The sequence below is a fragment of the Bradyrhizobium sp. 31Argb genome (assembly GCF_043638955.1).
Taxonomy (GTDB): domain Bacteria; phylum Pseudomonadota; class Alphaproteobacteria; order Rhizobiales; family Xanthobacteraceae; genus Bradyrhizobium.
The window spans coordinates 1-17,450 of the sequence record NZ_JBEGDB010000166.1 but is presented as its reverse complement, the minus strand read 5'-3'; the positions used below and the strand labels follow the sequence as shown (position 1 = coordinate 17,450).

Annotated in this window: 17 protein-coding genes and 1 pseudogene; 6 read left to right on the top strand and 12 right to left on the bottom strand. The window is 63.5% G+C overall.

Features of this window, described 5'->3' with window-relative positions; translation table 11 throughout:
* From AAFX91_RS26850 to AAFX91_RS26810, 9 genes and pseudogenes are all read right to left on the bottom strand, one after another.
* Nucleotides 1–382 (bottom strand): annotated as a pseudogene (locus AAFX91_RS26850) (hypothetical protein); the annotation flags it as partial.
* 124 nt (nucleotides 383–506) lie between these two features.
* Nucleotides 507–716 (bottom strand): winged helix-turn-helix domain-containing protein, encoded by a 210-nt coding sequence (locus AAFX91_RS26845; protein ID WP_394568654.1) that lies wholly within the window; start codon nucleotides 714–716, stop codon nucleotides 507–509.
* Between the two features lie 30 nt (nucleotides 717–746).
* Complete coding sequence (locus tag AAFX91_RS26840; protein ID WP_394568653.1) at nucleotides 747–4,091, bottom strand: adenylate/guanylate cyclase domain-containing protein; 3,345 nt, start codon at nucleotides 4,089–4,091, stop codon at nucleotides 747–749.
* Between the two features lie 94 nt (nucleotides 4,092–4,185).
* A complete protein-coding gene (locus tag AAFX91_RS26835; protein ID WP_394568652.1) occupies nucleotides 4,186–5,058 on the bottom strand; it encodes a hypothetical protein in 873 nt (290 codons plus the stop codon).
* A 98-nt stretch (nucleotides 5,059–5,156) separates the two neighbouring features.
* Entirely contained in the window at nucleotides 5,157–5,528 is a 372-nt protein-coding gene (locus AAFX91_RS26830) for a hypothetical protein (protein ID WP_130583752.1), read from the bottom strand.
* Between the two features lie 317 nt (nucleotides 5,529–5,845).
* Complete coding sequence (locus AAFX91_RS26825) at nucleotides 5,846–6,280, bottom strand: cupin domain-containing protein (RefSeq protein ID WP_130583751.1); 435 nt, start codon at nucleotides 6,278–6,280, stop codon at nucleotides 5,846–5,848.
* 114 nt (nucleotides 6,281–6,394) lie between these two features.
* Nucleotides 6,395–7,279, bottom strand: coding sequence for a LysR family transcriptional regulator (locus AAFX91_RS26820; protein WP_130583750.1), 885 nt, complete (start codon nucleotides 7,277–7,279; stop codon nucleotides 6,395–6,397).
* A 266-nt stretch (nucleotides 7,280–7,545) separates the two neighbouring features.
* Nucleotides 7,546–7,824: a hypothetical protein gene (locus tag AAFX91_RS26815; protein WP_394568651.1), complete on the bottom strand. Its 279-nt coding sequence runs from the start codon at nucleotides 7,822–7,824 to the stop codon at nucleotides 7,546–7,548.
* A gap of 279 nt (nucleotides 7,825–8,103) precedes the next feature.
* Nucleotides 8,104–8,577: a nuclear transport factor 2 family protein gene (locus AAFX91_RS26810; protein ID WP_282531218.1), complete on the bottom strand. Its 474-nt coding sequence runs from the start codon at nucleotides 8,575–8,577 to the stop codon at nucleotides 8,104–8,106.
* A 226-nt stretch (nucleotides 8,578–8,803) separates the two neighbouring features.
* Here AAFX91_RS26810 and AAFX91_RS26805 point away from each other — a divergent pair, with 226 nt between their 5' ends.
* The 4 genes from AAFX91_RS26805 to AAFX91_RS26790 all read left to right on the top strand — a co-directional run bounded on the left by AAFX91_RS26805 (nucleotide 8,804) and on the right by AAFX91_RS26790 (nucleotide 12,849).
* Nucleotides 8,804–10,948: a hybrid sensor histidine kinase/response regulator gene (locus AAFX91_RS26805; protein ID WP_130583747.1), complete on the top strand. Its 2,145-nt coding sequence runs from the start codon at nucleotides 8,804–8,806 to the stop codon at nucleotides 10,946–10,948.
* 189 nt (nucleotides 10,949–11,137) lie between these two features.
* A complete protein-coding gene (locus tag AAFX91_RS26800) occupies nucleotides 11,138–12,073 on the top strand; it encodes a glutathione S-transferase family protein (protein WP_130584293.1) in 936 nt (311 codons plus the stop codon).
* A gap of 16 nt (nucleotides 12,074–12,089) precedes the next feature.
* On the top strand, nucleotides 12,090–12,473 hold the full coding sequence (locus AAFX91_RS26795) for a VOC family protein (RefSeq protein ID WP_130584292.1): 384 nt from the start codon (nucleotides 12,090–12,092) through the stop codon (nucleotides 12,471–12,473).
* Nucleotides 12,474–12,606: 133 nt separating this feature from the next.
* Complete coding sequence (locus AAFX91_RS26790; protein WP_130584291.1) at nucleotides 12,607–12,849, top strand: hypothetical protein; 243 nt, start codon at nucleotides 12,607–12,609, stop codon at nucleotides 12,847–12,849.
* 196 nt (nucleotides 12,850–13,045) lie between these two features.
* Here AAFX91_RS26790 and AAFX91_RS26785 read toward each other — a convergent pair whose 3' ends face one another.
* Nucleotides 13,046–13,567: a hypothetical protein gene (locus AAFX91_RS26785; protein ID WP_394568650.1), complete on the bottom strand. Its 522-nt coding sequence runs from the start codon at nucleotides 13,565–13,567 to the stop codon at nucleotides 13,046–13,048.
* Nucleotides 13,568–13,680: 113 nt separating this feature from the next.
* Between AAFX91_RS26785 and AAFX91_RS26780 the strand changes: the two genes are divergently transcribed.
* On the top strand, nucleotides 13,681–15,057 hold the full coding sequence (locus AAFX91_RS26780; protein WP_394568649.1) for an OmpA family protein: 1,377 nt from the start codon (nucleotides 13,681–13,683) through the stop codon (nucleotides 15,055–15,057).
* Nucleotides 15,058–15,190: 133 nt separating this feature from the next.
* Here AAFX91_RS26780 and AAFX91_RS26775 read toward each other — a convergent pair whose 3' ends face one another.
* The gene (locus AAFX91_RS26775; protein WP_130584350.1) at nucleotides 15,191–15,556 is read right to left on the bottom strand and encodes a nuclear transport factor 2 family protein; all 366 of its coding nucleotides are present in this window, start codon (nucleotides 15,554–15,556) and stop codon (nucleotides 15,191–15,193) included.
* 321 nt (nucleotides 15,557–15,877) lie between these two features.
* On the opposite strand from AAFX91_RS26775, the gene AAFX91_RS26770 reads away from it, so the two are divergent.
* Nucleotides 15,878–16,465: a TetR/AcrR family transcriptional regulator gene (locus AAFX91_RS26770; RefSeq protein ID WP_394568648.1), complete on the top strand. Its 588-nt coding sequence runs from the start codon at nucleotides 15,878–15,880 to the stop codon at nucleotides 16,463–16,465.
* A 106-nt stretch (nucleotides 16,466–16,571) separates the two neighbouring features.
* Here the strand turns inward: AAFX91_RS26770 and AAFX91_RS26765 are convergent.
* Nucleotides 16,572–17,450 (bottom strand): alkaline phosphatase (locus AAFX91_RS26765; RefSeq protein WP_394568647.1); only part of this gene is annotated, 879 nt, incomplete at its 5' end.

Genomic DNA, 17,450 nt, shown 5'->3' with positions numbered 1-17,450 from the left:
GGCTTCCTCCTAAAAGAAAGCCTTGAATCACGTTCAATCTGATTTGAGAATCCCAAGAGTCCACACGGCCTAGTGCGATCATCAGAATGTTGCCGCTCAGGAGGCCGTAGATCGGCTGCCGCATCACCTCGGCGTCTTCCTTGATGTAAAGCAGCAGGAAAAAGCAGAGCTTGCCCGCGAACATCACGGTGGACCCTGGCGAGATCAGACCGAAGGGCAGTTCGATGAAGAAGGTGGCCGCCAAATAGGTCTCGAGGAAGTGCATCGTGCCGAGGAGGCAGAAAAAAACGCCAACTCCAATGCTCTGCCTTGCTCTGAAAATGCTCCCCATGAGAATGAAATAGATGATGCCATGCGCGAGCAGGACAAGAGAACCGAACATACCGCCAAGAAGCCCCTACCGTGAAAGTCGATCTGTTCCTCTCCCTTGCCATTTTGCCTTGCTCCCCTCAATGGGGCGCGACATCGGTGCAATCAGTATCCTACAAATCCTCCATTCCCCACGTCTAGCTATCCTCTCGGATCTCCAGCCCGGAAAGGCGGTAGCCGACCCGCAACTCCGTGATCAGATAGGCCGGTTGCGAGGGATCGTCCCCGAGCTTCTGGCGAAGCTGGGCCATGTAGATGCGGATGTAGTGAGCGCGCTCGGCATAGCCCGGCCCCCAAATGTCCAGAAGCAGTTGCCGGTGCGTCAGCACCTTGCCGTGACCGCGGATGAGTGCGGCCGCGACCGCCGCAGGTGAGGATCAGAGCGCCGCGGCTTGAGCGTCGCGCGCCCGCCTGAGGTCGGCGGTCTCGGCCCCCTCATCGAACCAGCGGCAGATTGGCTCCAATAGCGCGCGCGCCGCCTCGAGCCTTCCTTGCCTGCGCCAGAGTTCGGCCAGGTCCATCGAGGCGCGCAGCTCCAGGGATTTGGCGCTTTGACCGCAGGCCACGTCGATCGACTTCTTCAGGCAAGATTCGGCGTCCGAAATGTTCGACGGGTCGAGCGCCAGAAGAAGCTGCGCTTTCTGCCGATGCAATTCCGATTCCCATGACCTGCCTGTCACGTCATCGAGATTGGTCAGGGTCTGCTCGACGATCCATAGCGCGTACTCATTTTCTCCTGCCTTGGCGTGCATCTCCGCAAGCCAGCTCTCCATCATCGGCAGCATGAAGCCGACGTTGTTCTGCCGGGCCTCGTCGAGCCCGCGGGCGATCTCGCCGCGGGCCTCTTCGATCCGGCCGAGGTCGCCGACGGCCCGGCCGCGCGAAATTCGCGACAGGATCGCATAGAGCGAAAACCGCTGCTCCCGCGACACCTCAAAGCTCTTCTCGGCGTTCTCGAAGGCGAGATCGGCCTCCCCGCGCAACAGGTGCACGACCGAGGTCATGTAATGCGCGAACGCTATGGTGTAGGGGTGGCGAAGATCCCGCGCCAAGGCAAGCGCCTCCGAGACGCGCGCGAGCGCCTGGTCGGGATAGCCGAGGAACCACAAATCCCAGGACAGCAGCAGCAGCGACGCCGCCTGCGGCTCGACCATATAGAGATGGTATAGCGGCGGCCTTCCCTTGTTCATCGAAAGCTTGATCGACTCCTCGAAATGGTCCACCGACGATCGAAAGTCCCCGATCGTCAATAGCGTGCTGCCCATCATTCTGTGGGCGACCATTCGCGGCACGGCGTCCGGCAACGCCTGAGCCCGCGACATGAACTCATCGGCCATGCCGAGCGCTTCATCATTCTTGCCGGACATCCAGGCATTCCCCCACAACCCGAACAGCGCCTGGAAATATTCGGGAATGTTGCCGAGCCGCAGGCAGAGGGCCCGCGCCTGCGAAAAAGCTTCGCGGGTATCGGCGGAGGCGTAGCCCTGCACCGCGATGAGCGGTATGCCCAACGCCAGTTGAATGTCGGTCTCCTGCCTGGTCCGCTCGAGCGTGTCCGGCAGGGCGCTCAGAAGCTGAAGGGCCTTTCGAAAATTGGCGATGGCCTCGACATTGGCCGAATGCGCTAGCGCGCGTTGCCCGGACTTGAACCAGCAGCGAATGGCAAGTGGATGATTGCCTGCCTCCTGATGGTGATAGGCGAGAACCTCGGGCTGATTTTCGGCAAGCTCCGGGAAATCATGCTCCAGGATCGTCGCGATGTCGGCGTGAAACTGCAGCCGCTTGCTCTTGAGCAGGGAGTCGTAGATCGCATCGCGCAGCAGGACGTGCTTGAAGGCGAAACGGACGAACGGCGAAACGTCGACCCGGTAAATGATATCGGCGCGTTCGAGCAATGAGAGCGCCGACAGCATATCCTCCTCGTCAACCTGCGATGCAGCCGACAAGAGGTCATAGGAGAATTCCCGTCCGATCACGGCCGCGATCTGCGCAAGCCGGCGGCTTGGTGCGACCCGGTCGAGCCGTTCCATCAAGGCGTCGCTTAGCGTGTCCGGAACGCGGAGCAAGGCCGGCTGCGCCTTGCGCTCGACGGCGCCTCGGCTTCGCAAAGGGGCGCTCAACGTGCTGTTTGTCAGTTCCTCGATGAATAGCGGGACGCCATCGGCCTTTTCGATGATCTGGTCGAGCAACGGCTGGGGCATGCTCGCGCCGCTCAGGAGCTCCCGGATCATCGCCCTGACCTCGCTGTGCGACAGCCGCGTGAGCGAGTGCAGGGTGGTGTTCGCATGAGTGATCCACGCGGGGCGAAATTCGGGCCGACAGGATACGATAAGCAGCACGCGGGCGCGGTCGATGCGGCTGGTGACCAGTTCGAGCAGCTCAAGGGTCGACGCGTCAAGCCAATGCGCGTCCTCGAAGATGCAGAGCGTCGGGCGTTGAGCGGAAAATGCCAACAGGATGTCGACAAGCGTAGAGATCGTCCTGTTTTTCACTTGCCGCGGCGTAAGTCCTGACAGTTCGAGGTCATCTTCCTGCGGGATCGACAACAGTTTTGCGATCAGGGCGACCGGCTCCGCCAAGCCGTCAATCGGGCGCGGAAGGTAGACCTTGAGCTTCGCAAGCTTGTCCGCATCGGGCTCGCGTGCCGTCAGTTGGGCGGCCTGTTCGATCTGCTCGATCACAGGAAAGAACGCGCTCTGACTGTGATAGGGCGAGCACTGATGGTGAAGCAGGATGTGCGGCTCATCCTCGACACGCGATTTCAGTTCGTGGAGAAGCCTCGATTTCCCGACTCCGGGAATTCCCGAAAGAAATATGACCTGGCCGTCGCCCTCCTTGGCTTTCTGCCACCTGTCGAGCAGCAGGCTGAGCTCGCTCGAGCGCCCGATCAGCGGCGTAAGAGAACCCGCATGCGCCGCCTCGAAGCGGCTCGTGGTGTGCTTTGCCGAGAGCACGCGATAGACGTGAACGGATTCAGTTACACCTTTGAGCTCCTGGAGACCGAGGTCCTGAAAATCAAACGCAGCTGATACAAGCCGTCTGGTCGATTCCGAAACGACCACCGTGTTGGCAGCGGCGAGAGTCTGCAGACGCGCGGCGATATTCGGCGTCTCTCCTACCGCGTCCATCGACCACGTGCCACTGTCTCCGGTTTCGCCGACCACAACGGGGCCGGAGCAGACACCCACCCGGCACGTCAGGGTAACCGGCCCCGCAATCTTCGTAACTCTGGAAACGATCTCCAGTGCCGCATGAGTGGCACGAACGGCGTCATCCTCATGCGCATAGGGCCAACCGAAGAACGCCATCGCGCCGTCGCCGAAGTAGCGCGCGACCTCGCCTCCGTAGCGCCGGATCGCGGTGCTGCATTCCCCCCGATACGCGTCAATGAGTTTTTGCAGATCCTCCGGATCCAGCGCCTCCGAAAGCTGCGTGGACCCGACCAGATCACTGAACATCACCGTGATCTGACGGAATTCGGCCTCGCGCTGCGGCGCGACCGGGATGGACGCCACGCCGAACTTCGCTGCCGTCAATGCTTCGATGGCCTTCAGCAGCTTCTTGCGATGACCTAAGGAAATAACGCCAAGCTTCCTGAGATCATTCTCGGTCAGATCCGGAAGGACGGAGTATTCGATATTGTTGTCTGCGAAGGTTTGGGCGTACTGGCCCAGGCCGTGTCCACACAGCCAGTCGCGAACCTCGGTCGTTGTCCTCGCCATTGCAGAGGCCCTCGTCTCTTGTCGCTCGAGGCACGCCAGACTGCGACGACTGTCGTGCCGTTCTGCTCACGCCGAGGGCCGAGCACCGCGCCTCCTACTGTACGAAGGCTCTACTCAGAGGATACGGAAGCGCCTCTCCGACCGCCTGCTGAAGCTCGTCGAGCATCTCCGCCTCGGATTTGAGCAGCTCGTGATTATATCCCTCCGCCATGATCAATGCCGATTCATACGTCTCCTGGACGACCCTGATGCGATCGCTCGGGGGAAGGGACGCGACAAACTCGATCGTCTCTTCCACGTGGGCAACCTCGCTCCCAAGGCAACTGTGACTTCGGAGAAAGCGGGTCGCATCGATGCCGTCAGGGCATAGTGCCTGCACTTTCTCGATATCGGTCCTCTGCTTGAGCGCGGCGATGCGTTCCAGACAATAGGAATAGCCGATGCAGCCGATCGGGTAGTCCTCGACGCAGAGCTCATCGAACCGCTCGCAGAGCGGCTTGATGCCCTCGGGGATGAAGTTGGCGACCAGTCGCTCGGCGGGCAGGCCCAGCGCGCGAAGATCCTTGAGCGCGAGCCGGTCGTGACCGGTCTCCTCGCGCGCGCGTTCTTCGAGATAGGCTGCCACTTCCGGCCTCCCCAGTTCGTTGAATCGCCTGGCGGCGCGCTGGAGATTTCGCGGCGTGTGGACAGACGTGTGGTAGGCGCCCACGATGGCGACGATGTAGCCGACGAGCGTCGGCGCCGGGCTGGCGAGGCGCCCTTCAATTCTGGAAAATCCGAGATTGATCGCGCCGTCGAGCAGCCCGATCGTGCTGCCCCTGGCGCCGACGCCCGTCATCGGCGTCGCAAACGGATCTGTGTATTCCTTTGTGCCGCCCGGGAGATGAAACCAGACCTCTCCCGACTCGCGCGCGATGATCGAAATATTGCCGCTAACGTTGACCCACTCCGTGACCAGGGGCGCCATTCCGCACCTCCATATCCGAGCGGTCGCGCGCGCACCGTTTCCCGCACGGTGCGCGCGAAACTCGCTAAAAACACAACTCAGGCCCAGTCTCGACCGCGCTAGATTCCGTTTGGCGTAATGGCCATCAGCAAGCGGGCCGTCTCGAGAAGAGACAGGTGAAGCGGAGGCTTGTCGACCCGCGATCGGTCCGGCACCACGAAAATGACTCCAGTCCCATCAGGGTCCGGGTTGTGACAGCCGCTATTATACTCTTCTTCCGTGAACACGATGGGGTTCGCCAGAAATATACCCCGGGCCTGAAGCGACGCTTTGGCGTTTGGCGAGGTGCCGTCCGACTGCCGCGTCGTCAACCACTTTTCAAAATCTGGATCGGTCCACGCCTCGACGATCAACTGTGCGAGGGCATCGTTCTGATAAGAAAAATCCAGTACTTTCTCTTGGAGATTAGCGTCCCGGAAGATACCTGCCATAGCGAAGCCCTCCGTAAAATACAGGGGCGCCGTTCTGACGCCCGGTATCTTAGTAGCTTAGTTGTAGAACTCTGCGGTGGCAAGCCAGACTAGCGCCACCGAAAAGGCTGTAAGCATTCGACGGACGACCATGGAAGCTGGCCGCCGCCGAACGCCGGGCCGTCAAGGCTTTGCCGCGGCTTCCACGCCGCGAAGCTGGGCGGCTACGGTCAATTCGCCGATCTTGCTGCCCATCTGTTTTCCAACTTCGGTAGAAAACCGATAGTGAAAACCGGCCTGCGCCTGCGGCCATCAGGCGCAGGCCGAGCGCAGAGAACTTAAGGAAGAGGTCCGACGATCGCCTGATCGTGGCGTGCCGCGATGCCGGGCAAGAGATCCATATGCTCCTCCCGGGGATTTGGAATGTCGTGCAGGTCGCGGAAAAACTCTTCGTGGCGGCGCGGCGTGGACACCAGAATATGTCGCGCGTCGGCGTCCCCGACATTGGTGAAGCCGTGGACCGTACCTCTCGGGACCAGGACCCGTGCGCCCGGCCCTGCCACGGCGGTGCGGTCACCGATGAGGTACTTCAGTTGGCCTGCGATCACGATAAAGAGCTTGTCTTCGGTAGCGGAGATGTGCGCGGGTGCGCCGGCGCCGGGCTTGATCGTCATGTCGAGGATCGTGAAGGGACTCGGATAGGGGTTGATGATCCCTGCGGTGATCCCGGCGAATTCTGTCGTTTCGAATTCCGTAGTGATGTCGGCTTGCATGTTCGCGTCCTGAGCAAGGTTGCTGTCTGACAAACCGCATGTGGCGACTGCGCGCGCCGTGAGTAGCCCCACCGATCCGGACAGAGCGGCCAGGATACTGGCCAATCGAGCGCGTCACCGTCCGGCCGACGCAGCCTCCAGATGGCGCGCCAGGACTTGCGCGAACGCGTTGACCTTGGGATTGAGGTCGGCGCGCGAAGGAAAGGTGAGATGCAGCCGGGTCGAGCCCGAGAACAGGTTCGGCAGCACGGGCACAACGGCTCTCGATGCAAGCTCGGCTCGGCATAGCGATTGCGGCAGCAGCCCGACGCCTTGATGCAGCAAGACAAATTCACGCACCAAAGCGAAACTGTCCACCGCGAGCTGAAACTGCGGGAACTCAACCCCGTTCTTGAGAGCGCGGGACAGCAGGCGGCGCAGCTCGGGCCGTTCGGGACCAATCAGCGTGCTCACCGCGTGTATGTTGGCTGGCTCGCCGTTCCTGCGCAGATATTCGGCACTGGCATAAAGGCCGAACTCCATGTCGAGAACGCCCTTGACGAGCGCTTCCTGCGGATTGGAAGCGCCAATGCGAAGGGCGACATCGATGTTCTCGGAGATGAGGTCGAGCACGTCGTTCGTGAGCAGCACCTCGAACCGCACGGCGGGATGCGCTTCACGGAATTCGGAAACGGCGGCGGCGATGATACCGGGCGGAAAGTCGGCCGGCGCCGTCAGACGGATTCCACCGACATAGGAGGCGCCTGCCTTGCCCAGGCCGTCGAGCGCGCCGGCGAGAGAGGCCAGAGCCTCCGCAGAGCGTCCGTATAGTTCGGCGCCTTCTGTTGTGAGCGAAAAAGCGCGAGTCGAACGCTTGAAGAGGCGGACGCCGAGTGTTCTTTCCAACGTTCTGATGCGCAAACTGACGGACGAGCGCGGTGTGTTGGTCTGACGTGCGGCCGCGGCAAATCCGCCAGCCCGCACGACAGCGACAAAGGTTTGGAGAGAGTTGAGGTCCATTCGGCGCGCCTTTTGTCACGCCAAAATCGGATCTGGTCGCATCGGCCGATCCGAAATCACGCATGTCATATGATTTATCCGCGATCTGCGGGCAGACGGACGAAGCACGTCGTGGCGGAAGAGGATTGATGTGGTTGCCGGCTTCAATGACGTTGCGGAGCTACAGGATCGTTTCAACGAATCAGAGATGGGTTACATTCGAAATGTTGTCCCGTGCGTCCACACCGGCCAGGACGCACGGGACCACAAACGCTGGGGCACGAAACTCAACAGCCGTGGCAGATCGTGAGCTTGCGATCGACAGCACGATCCTCTTCGCTGATGCGCTCGAGCTCGTTCGGATTCTGCGACAGCACGTCCTTCGCGTGGGGCTGACGATGGCCGACCGGCGCAGGCCACGGCAGACCTAGCGTCCGTGATGAGGCATCGGACATGCCTGACGAGACGGCAGAGGGCGATGGTTTCGCCAATCCCACCGTCTCGGCCGTGGCCGTGCGACCAGAGAGTAACGCCGCCAGAAGCACTGCTCCGATCATCTCACGCATGATTGCTCTCCAAAGCTTCGATTGCCGTTGGTTTCATCGGCTGACCTCCTTCCGATATGGAGCGGCCAGAATCGGCGCGGCTTGCTACAGCGTGATTTCAATCGTTCGGGAGAACAGTTGCGGTTGTAAGAACCGACCAACTAGCCGTGAACCGCGGGCGAACAACTCGACGATGTCAAGGATCTGTTGTCGCAACGCCTAATCAATAGGCACTCCCGCGCATCGATAGATCATCGACGCGCGCTATGGATCGTGTGTTGCCACCCCGAATAGAGACGTTCAAAGCCCGAGGTCGGAAAGCCCCGGGTGATCTGCGGGACGAGGTCCCGAACGGTCCCAGTGGTATTTGCGATCGGATTCCTTGATGGGGAGATCGTTGATGCAGGCGAACCGCTTTTGCATCAGCCCGTTGGCGGCAAACTCCCAGTTCTCGTTTCCGTAGGAGCGAAACCAGTTTCCGGAATCGTCGTGCCACTCATAGGCGAAACGTACGGCGATCCGATTGTCGGTGAACGCCCAAAGCTCCTTGATCAGGCGGTAGTCGAGCTCCTTCACCCATTTCCGCGTGAGAAAGGCGACGATCTCGGCACGACCGTTGATGAATTCCGACCGGTTTCGCCAGGTGCTGTCCGGGCTGTAGGCAAGCGACACCTTTTCCGGATTACAGGAATTCCAGCCGTCTTCCGCGCCTCGCACTTTCTGCACGGCAGTCTCATGGGTGAAAGGTGGAAAGGGGGGACGGCTCTCAGCCATGTACGATCTCCATTTCTAGCTCGGCCCGGGTCCGGCGCGTGGCACGCCAGTGTGCCCGGCCGGCTGATCCTTATCTTTCCGAAGCACGCTGCCGCTTTCCATAATGCACGATAGCTGGTGATGCGAGGGGCGGAACTGGCCGGCGACGGCAGCAAGGAAGCCGCACCCGCTCCCCTTCCGCCCCAACCGAATTTTGCGTTAAGGTTGCGACCGAACCGGAGTGCCCGTGCAGACCGCACAACGCCATTCGCTGAAGTTGCTGCAATGGATGATGGCCGCTTCCCTGGCCCTTCCGCTGGCACTCTTCGTTTTTGCTTCGGTGATCTCCTGGAATTCAATCAACCAGGCTGCCGACCGCGAAATCGAGCGCACGCTCGATGTCGCGCACGAGCACGCGCTGAAAGTGTTCGAGACCATCGACCGCAGCCTGTCGGAGATCGCGGAAATCATCCGCGGCCTTCCCGACGCCGCGATCCGTTCGCGCGAAGAGAGCCTGCACGAGCGGCTGAAGCAGCTCACGGCATCGCTGCCCCAGGTGAAATCGGCCTGGGTCTTCGACGCGAGGGGCCACGCTCTGGTCAACAGCCTGGTGGCCCCGGCGCCCGACATCGATTTCTCGGACCGAGCGTATTTCAGGGCGCATGCCGCTGATGACGTGGGCACCTATATCGGCGACGTGCTGACGCCGCGGCCGCCCTACCGGGGCGCACCATTCTTCGGCGTCAGCCGCCGGCGGTCAACCGAGGCAGGCGACTTCGCCGGCGTGATCCAGGCATCGGTTCTGCCCGAGTATTTCGAGAATTTCTACGCGCGGATCGGCCGCGAACCCGGCAGCTTCTTCGCGCTCGGCCGCACCGACGGCGCGATGCTGGCCGGCTATCCGACGGCCGACCGCGAGTTCCGCCTCGACCCTGACGGGCCGGTCGGGCAGAAGCTTGCCGCGATTCCAGACGGCAGCTTGATCACCGTCACATCGCCGGCCGACGGCATCGAACGCCGCCTCGGTTATCGGCGGCTCGCCGAATACCCGATCTATGTCAGCGCGGGGCTCGAGACCTCGGCGATCCGCGCGCGCTGGCTCGCGACCATCGGCCAGCACCTGATCTTTGGCGTGCCGGCCACCGCGCTGTTGTTCCTCCTGCTCGCTCTGGCGCTGCGGCGGACGCGACGCCTGCATGAGGAGGCCGAAAGACGGCAGGAGGCCGAGGAGGCGTTGAAGCATGGGCAGCGGCTCGAGGCCCTCGGCCAGCTCACCGGCGGCGTCGCGCACGACTTCAACAACCTGCTGACCGTGATCCGCGCCTCCATCGACATGCTGCGGCGGCCGAACCTGCCGGAGCAGCGGCGGCTGCGCTACATCGATGCGATTTCAGAGACGGTCAACCGGGCCTCGAAACTGACCGGCCAACTGCTCGCCTTCGCGCGGCGGCAGACGCTCAAGCCCGAGCTGTTCGACGTCGGCCAGAGCGTGCAGGTGCTGAGCGAGATGATCGGAACGCTGGTCGGGCCGCGGATCGAGATCGTTACCAGGCTTCCGGACGAACCCTGCTTCATCAACGCCGATGCCGGCCAGTTCGAGACCGCGATCATCAACATGGCCGTCAATGCGCGCGACGCCATGAATGGCGCCGGCCGGCTGACGATCGCGGTGCGTCGCGCCGCCGAACTGCCCGTTGTCGACGGCCATCCGCCGGCGCCACACGGCTATGTCGCGGTGGCGGTCGGGGACATCGGCATCGGCATTCCGCAGGATCAGCTCGGGCGCATCTTCGAGCCGTTCTTCACCACCAAGCAGATTGGCCAGGGCACCGGGCTCGGGCTGTCGCAGGTATTCGGATTCGCCAAGCAGTCCGGCGGCGAGATTGTCGTCGTCAGCGAGGTCGGCAAGGGCTCTACCTTCACGCTCTATCTGCCCCGCGCCGCGGCCACGGGTCCGGCATTGCAATTCGCGGCCGCGGATGCGCCGCCGGTCGACGGCAGCGGCATGTCGGTGCTGGTGGTCGAGGACAATATCGAGGTCGGCAGGTTTACGGCCGACGCGCTCGCCGAGCTCGGCTACGCCGCAACCCTGGTCGAGAGCGCTACGCAGGCGCTGGACGCGCTGCCCGGCGACGCCGCCCGCTTCGACGTGGTGTTCACCGACGTCGCGATGCCCGGCATAAGCGGCGTCGAGCTCGCCCAGGAAATCCGCCGCCGCTACCCTGACCTGCCGGTCGTGCTGACCAGCGGCTACAGCCAGGTGCTGGCGCAGCGGGGCAGCTATGGGTTCGACTTCCTGCAAAAGCCCTATTCGATCGAGCAGCTCTCGCACGCGCTGCACAAGGTCTCCCGTCCCAAGACAACACGAACGCCGACCGCGGCGTCGTCCTGACGCGCGCCGATCCATTGTAACCGGCCCGGTCCGGGGTTAGCCTTCTGCCAGCGTCAATCTGGAGCATGATCCGGAAAAGTGGAACCGGTTTTCCCTCGCGACAAACGCAAAGCGTTTGCGCGGAGATCATGCTCAAACAAAGAGATAGATCGTGATCCGACCGGTCGGATCACGATCTGGGAGGGAACGATGAGTCCCGACTATCCCGTCATCCTCCATCATTTTCCTCAATCGCCGTTCTCGGAGAAGATCCGCCTGATCCTGGCGCTGAAGAACATGACATGGACCTCGGTCCTGATTTCCCGGATCATGCCCCGCCCGGATCTGATGCCGCTGACGGGAGGCTACCGGCGGACCCCGGTGCTGCAGATCGGCGCCGATGTCTACTGCGACACCCAATGCATCGTCCGCGAACTGGAACGGCGCTATCCGCAGCCGACGCTGTTCCCGAGCGGGTATTACGGGCTTGCCGCCGCGACGACGATGTGGACCGACCGTCCGTTCTTCCAGAACACCGTCAACCTGATCTTCGGCTCAGTGGCTGACAACGTGCCGCAGGAGTTCATCGACGACCGCGAAAAGCTGCGCGGCGCCAAGTTCGATGTTGCCGCCATGCGGAAGGCGATCCCGCAGATGCGCGATCAGTTTCGTGCCCACCTGCAATGGATCGAGGCCCAGCTTCGCAACGGCCATAGCTGGATGTGCGGCGACGCCCCCAGCCTGTGCGACGTCAACGCCTACATGAATATCTGGTACGTGCGCACCAACCTTCCCGACCTCGACAAGATGCTGTTCGAATTCCCTGCAACGCGATCATGGGAGGCGCGCATTCGCGCCATCGAGCACAAGCCATGCAAGGAAATCTCACCCGCCGCCGCACTCGAAATCGCCGCCAACGCTGCGCCACGGACCACCGTGCTGCCCGACCCCTATGATCCCAACCGCCGCAAGCCGGGCGACCAGGTCGAGGTGATGCCCGATGACTACGGCAAGGTCAAAGTGAGCGGCGAGATCGTTTCCCTTTCTTCGCAGCATATCGCGATCCGCAGGCACGACCCCCGCGCCGGCGAGGTGGTGGTGCACTTCCCGCGGGCCGGCTTCCTGGTGTTTGATCACGGCAGATAGGCCGAAGGGTTTCTTGATGATCGATCACATCGGCTTTCCGGTTTCCGACTATCAGCGTTCCCTGATGTTCTATCGGCAGGCGCTCGCGCCGCTCGACTACACGCTGATCATGGAAGTCACGCAGGAGAACGGCAGTGATGCGGCGGCCGGCTTCGGCGCGGGCGGCAAGCCGGATTTCTGGATCGGCGGCGAAGGCGGGCTAGAGAAGCCGCTGCATGTCGCGATCCTGGCAAAGGATCGCGCAACCGTGGATGCGTTCTACAAGGCCGCGATCGCAGCCGGCGGACGCGACAACGGCGCGCCCGGCATCCGCGCGCATTACCATCCCAACTATTACGGCGCGTTCGTGCTGGATCCCGACGGCCACAACATCGAAGCGGTCTGCCACGCGCCGGAATAACTTTCGGGCCTGGATCATCGGAACATCGCTGCATGCGTTCCGTTGTCGTTCTTGCGGAACAGGAACGGAGCGAACCATGATGCGTGATGATCCGCGCGCTGCGATCGGAAACAACGGCACGGTTACGCGCTAGATGCCGATCGAACCGCCCGAGATTCCGCCGGCGACACCAGGCACGCCGAGCGAACCACCGCCCGGCATTCCGCCGGGCAATCCGCGCCCTGAGGTACCGCCGCCGGCGCGCGAGCCCGGCGAACCGCCAGTGCCTGACGAACTGCCCGGCAAGCTGCCTGATGAAGTGCCGATTCGCGGGCCGAACGGTCCGCGCCCGCCGAATCCGACCGATGTCGCGGAACCACGCAAGGAACAATGGTGAGATCGCGATTTGCAAGTCTCGTCTGAATGAGCAATGAACAAGTTTGCTTGCAAGTCATTGCAGCGCTGAAATAAAAAGCCTTTCCCCTTTGTCGCCCGCCACATTGCGGCCTAACGAATAACCGTTGATCCGACCGCCGAGCTATTCGGCCCCCGCCCATCCTCTCCCTTGCCAAGAACTTTCCCGGGACCTGCAATCATGACAAACCTTCGCCTCGTGCTGCTTGCCACGACCGCATTGACGGTGACGCAGCTAATAAGCTTCGCATCGCATGCGCAAACCGCGCCACTCGTCGTGGCACAAGCGGAGAAGAAGGAGGAGGTCGGCCCGGACGGAAAGCCGAAACAGCCACCGAAGGCGGCACCGCCGGCCGGTGCGCCGAAACAGCCTGCACCGCCTCAGCCGCCCCCTGGCGCCGCTCCGCCTGCACATCCGTCCGCGCCGCCGGCCGCTGCTCCGGCGCGACCAACACCACCGCCTCCGGCTGCTGCGCCGACGCGGCCAACACCACAGCCTCCCGCTGCTGCCCCGGCACGGCCGACTCCGCCGCCGGCCGCTGCTCCAGAGCGGCCAACGCCTCCGGCTGCCGCCCCGGCACGTCCGACACCGCCGCCGGCCGCTGCTCCGGAACGACCAGCACCTCCACCTCCGTCTGCTGCTCCGCCGGCGCGTCCGACGCCGCCTCCGGCAGCAGCGCCGCACACTCCGACGCCGCCAACCGCCGCGCCGCCCGCGCGCACGCAGCCGCCCGCGCCACCATCCGCGGCGACGCCACCCGCTGCGCCCACGACCCCGGCCACTCCGACGCCACCGCGCGGTGCGCAAAAGGAAGTGCCGCCCGCCGGCGCCAAGCAGCCCGCCGCTGCGCCCACCGCAACGCCGACGCAGCCTCATCCCGCGCCCGCGGCAACGCCGACACCCGCGACGCCGCCGGCCGCGGGAAGTCCGTCTCCGACTCCTTCGCCGGCACGGCCGGGCGCGGCGACGACGACGCCTCCTGCCGCTGGCGCGCCGGCGAGCCCGCCTCCGGCTGCAGGCACGCCGCCTGCGGCTCCAGCGACGCCGCAAGCGCGCCCCGGTGTTGCACCCGGCACACCCGGCGCCGCGGCGCCGAACGCCGCGCCCGCGGCTCCCACTGCCGTGCCCGGTGCGCCGAATGCCGCGCCGCCGCCCGGCCGCGCACAGAATGCACCGCCGACGGTTGCCCCCGCGTTCCGTCGCGCGCCGCAGGTCACCGCGCCATTGCCGCCGCCTCCGGCCGACTTCGGCACCAAGTTTTCCCGCGAGGGCGTCGCGATTGGGCCGCGGCGTATCGAGGACTTCCGCGCCGAGCGGCGCGAGGTCCAGGAGGGCGGCCGCACCGTCATCACCGAGCCGGGCCGTATGATCATCCGCGACCCGAGCGGCCAGGCCTATATCCGCCACAGCGAGATCGATCGCTTCCGCTACGGCGCCCGCGACGTCCAGACTCAGACGATCGGCGCCGAGACCCGCACGGTCGTGGTCCGTCCGGACGGCTCGCAGATCGTCACGGTCGTGGGACGCGATGGCCAGTTGCTGCGCCGGATCAGGCGTGACCAGGGCGGCCGCGAGATGGTCATCATCGACAACAGCTATCGCGACCCGCGCGCGGTCGGCGGCTTCTATGTCGACATGCCACCGCCGGTGGTCCGTATCCCCTACAACCGCTACATCGTCGATGCCGAAGATGCGTCGCCGGATGTGATTTACGACACCATGGTGGCGCCGCCGGTCGACCGGATCGAACGCCGCTATTCGCTGGACGAGATCCGCTACAGCCCGAACGTGCGCATGCTGATGCCGAGCATCGACGTCAACACCATCAACTTCGACACGGGATCGTGGGAGATTTCCCAGGATCAGGCGGCGAAGCTTCAGGTGATCGCCGATGGCTTGATCCGCGCGCTCCAGCGCAATCCGCAGGAGGTGTTCCTGATCGAGGGCCACACCGACGCTGTCGGTAACGAGGTGGACAATCTCTCGCTCTCTGACCGCCGCGCCGAATCGACGGCAGAGCTGCTGACCCAGCAGTTCCAGGTCCCCGCGGAAAACCTGACCTCGCAAGGTTACGGCGAGCAGAACCTGAAGGAGCAGACGGACGGCCCGAGCCGCATCAACCGGCGCGTCACCATCCGCCGCATCACCCCGCTGCTCAACGGCGGCACCGCGTCACTGCCACCGCGCTAAGGCGAGCGGTTTCGAACAAATGGCCGGGAGCGATCCCGGCCATTTTTGTTTCGTCGAGTGCTCAGTGCGTTCGGCTATATGCGGGCTTCGCGCATGGCGGTGACATGCCGATGCGTGAGCCGCAATGTCCGCTTCACCTTTTCATCTGATGCGGATCGTAGAAGAAGCGCTCCTCGATCAGTTGCTCGCCGCGCCAGGTTTGCCAGGCGACTTCCTCCACGGTGCGCACGCTGCCGTCCTTGCCGGTGAATTCGAAGCGCCAGCAGATCGCCGAATGGTCGCCGTCGAGCAGCAGCGGTCCGAGCCTGGTGGTCTTGACGCCGGCAACGGAAGCAAGCACCGCGCGCTCCCGTTCGGCCAGCGCATCGCGGCCGATGCGCGGCGCGCCGTCATTCTCCTGCGTCCGCGCATCCGGCGCATAGAATTTCAGGATGGCGCCGACATGGTCGTTGGATTCAACGGTGGCGGCAAAGGCTTGCAGCGTGGCGAGCGAAGGCATCTGCTACTCTCCTCTGCATACCGACTGACGGTCGGTATTTACCGACCATGGGTCGGAAAGTCAATTGGCTCGGCCGTGGAACTGCGCTAAGGGTGATGATTCTAGGTTAGAGCGACCGACGGCCCCTTCTCCCTCTCTCCGTTCTTACGGGGAGAGGGTTGGGGTGAGGGGCTCCATCCGCGAATGCGATGACAGACGGACTCGCGGAGACTCCCCCTCACCCGAAATTCAAGCTGCGCTTGAATTTCGACCTCTCCCCGCACGCGGGGCGAGGTAAAGCCGAGTTCGCTGTTGGCCCGGTGCAGGATGCTCTGGACACGCATGGCAACGCAGGCGGAACGGCGCGAGAGGACCAGGGCGGCGATCGTCAAGGCGGCGAAACGGACTTTCGGCGAGCGCGGCTTTGCGGCGACGACAATGGACGATATCGCCGGCGCCGCGCGCGTCGCGAAGGGCGCGGTCTATCATCACTTCCCGACCAAGGAGGCGCTGTTCGAAGCAGTGTTCGAGCAGGTCTCGCTTGAGCTCGTAGCCGACCTCGACCGAATCTCACGCGCGGAGAACGACCCGCTCGCCGCAATGGCAGCAGGTACACAGGGCTATTTCGCAGCCTGCTCGAAAGGCGCGACCGGACAGATCATCCTGCGCGACGGCCCGGCCGTGCTCGGCTGGGAGCGCTGGCGCGAGATCGATGCCAGGCATTTCGGCGGCAAGTTTCCACGCGGCCTGAAAGCGGCGATGGACGCCGGCCTGATCGCGCGGCAGCCGGTCGAGCCCTTGGCGCGGCTGTTGCTCGGCGCGGTGACGGAAGCCGCGGTTGCCAGCTCAAGCGGCGATGACATCGCCAAGACCGGCGCGGAGTATGCCCGCGCCTTCCGCTCGCTGTTGGACGCGCTACGCGTGAAATAGATCGACGGAATCGTAGGGTGGGCAAAGCGTAGCGTGCCCACCATTCCGAGCGGAGTGTTGACGGTGGGCACGCTGCGCTTTGCCCACCCTACAAGAGCTCGCGACGCTACGGCGCCGGTGCCGCTAGTCCCAGCGCATCGGCGATGACACGGAAAACGTCCGTGTTGTCCATCGAACCATGAACGCGTTCGCTGCCGGGACCGGTTGCGGTCAGGATGACGTCCTCTCCCGAATGCACGCTGGCGCCGATCATCGCCGGCAGATTGCCAGGACGCAGCACTGCGCCCGGAACGTCCTTGTATTTGTCGTTGGCTTTGAACGTCCCAGGCTCATCGCCCTTCGCGGTCGGATCATTCGGGTTGTCCAGCTTCGGGCGGAAGGTTTCGTAATGGTCGGGCAGGCTGGCCGAGAAAATCGCGAGCCGCCGGCTGACATCGACCCGCGAGGGATAGCCTTCGGCATCGGCAGCCGGATAGTTGGGGAATCCCGCCTTGTCATAAACGCCGACGCGTTCGCGGAACGGGACGTTGGGCGTCTTGGTCATGTCGTCATTGATGGTGCCGACAAGACTGTTGGGATGGTTGTGGTCCGCCACCACCAGGATCAAAGTGTCATCGCCGCGGGCCTGCGCCCAATCGCGCGCAAAACGAACGGCATTGTCGAGCATGATCGTGTCGTAGACCGCGCGCTCCATGTCCAGGAGGTGAGCGTATTTGTCGATCAGCCCCGATTCCACCATCAGGAAGAAGCCGGCATCGTTCTTCGAGAGCAGTTTCAGCGCAGCCTGCACCTGCTCGGTCAGGTCGGGCTGTTCGGGAAACTTGCCGACGCTGCCGCCTTTGAGGAACTTGCGGTCCAGGACGCCATCCATATTGCCGGAGGCAAACAGTCCCAGCAGCTTGCTCGTGCGCATTGCCTCACCAAGGATGTTACCGGAGAACTGACCGTCAGGATTGGGGCGGCGATACCGAATCGGATCGGTGTC

Bases quoted from the DNA above. Each gene is read 5' to 3' on its own strand.
- AAFX91_RS26835 (WP_394568652.1), bottom strand. From the start codon at position 5,058: ATGGCGCCCCTGGTCACGGAGTGGGTCAACGTTAGCGGCAATATTTCG.
- AAFX91_RS26815 (WP_394568651.1), bottom strand. From the start codon at position 7,824: ATGCGTGAGATGATCGGAGCAGTGCTTCTGGCGGCGTTACTCTCTGGT.
- AAFX91_RS26790 (WP_130584291.1), top strand. From the start codon at position 12,607: ATGCCGATCGAACCGCCCGAGATTCCGCCGGCGACACCAGGCACGCCG.
- AAFX91_RS26775 (WP_130584350.1), bottom strand. From the start codon at position 15,556: ATGCCTTCGCTCGCCACGCTGCAAGCCTTTGCCGCCACCGTTGAATCC.
- AAFX91_RS26825 (WP_130583751.1), bottom strand. From the start codon at position 6,280: ATGCAAGCCGACATCACTACGGAATTCGAAACGACAGAATTCGCCGGG.
- AAFX91_RS26830 (WP_130583752.1), bottom strand. From the start codon at position 5,528: ATGGCAGGTATCTTCCGGGACGCTAATCTCCAAGAGAAAGTACTGGAT.
- AAFX91_RS26795 (WP_130584292.1), top strand. From the start codon at position 12,090: ATGATCGATCACATCGGCTTTCCGGTTTCCGACTATCAGCGTTCCCTG.
- AAFX91_RS26800 (WP_130584293.1), top strand. From the start codon at position 11,138: ATGAGTCCCGACTATCCCGTCATCCTCCATCATTTTCCTCAATCGCCG.
- AAFX91_RS26820 (WP_130583750.1), bottom strand. From the start codon at position 7,279: ATGGACCTCAACTCTCTCCAAACCTTTGTCGCTGTCGTGCGGGCTGGC.
- AAFX91_RS26770 (WP_394568648.1), top strand. From the start codon at position 15,878: ATGGCAACGCAGGCGGAACGGCGCGAGAGGACCAGGGCGGCGATCGTC.
- AAFX91_RS26840 (WP_394568653.1), bottom strand. From the start codon at position 4,091: ATGGCGAGGACAACGACCGAGGTTCGCGACTGGCTGTGTGGACACGGC.
- AAFX91_RS26810 (WP_282531218.1), bottom strand. From the start codon at position 8,577: ATGGCTGAGAGCCGTCCCCCCTTTCCACCTTTCACCCATGAGACTGCC.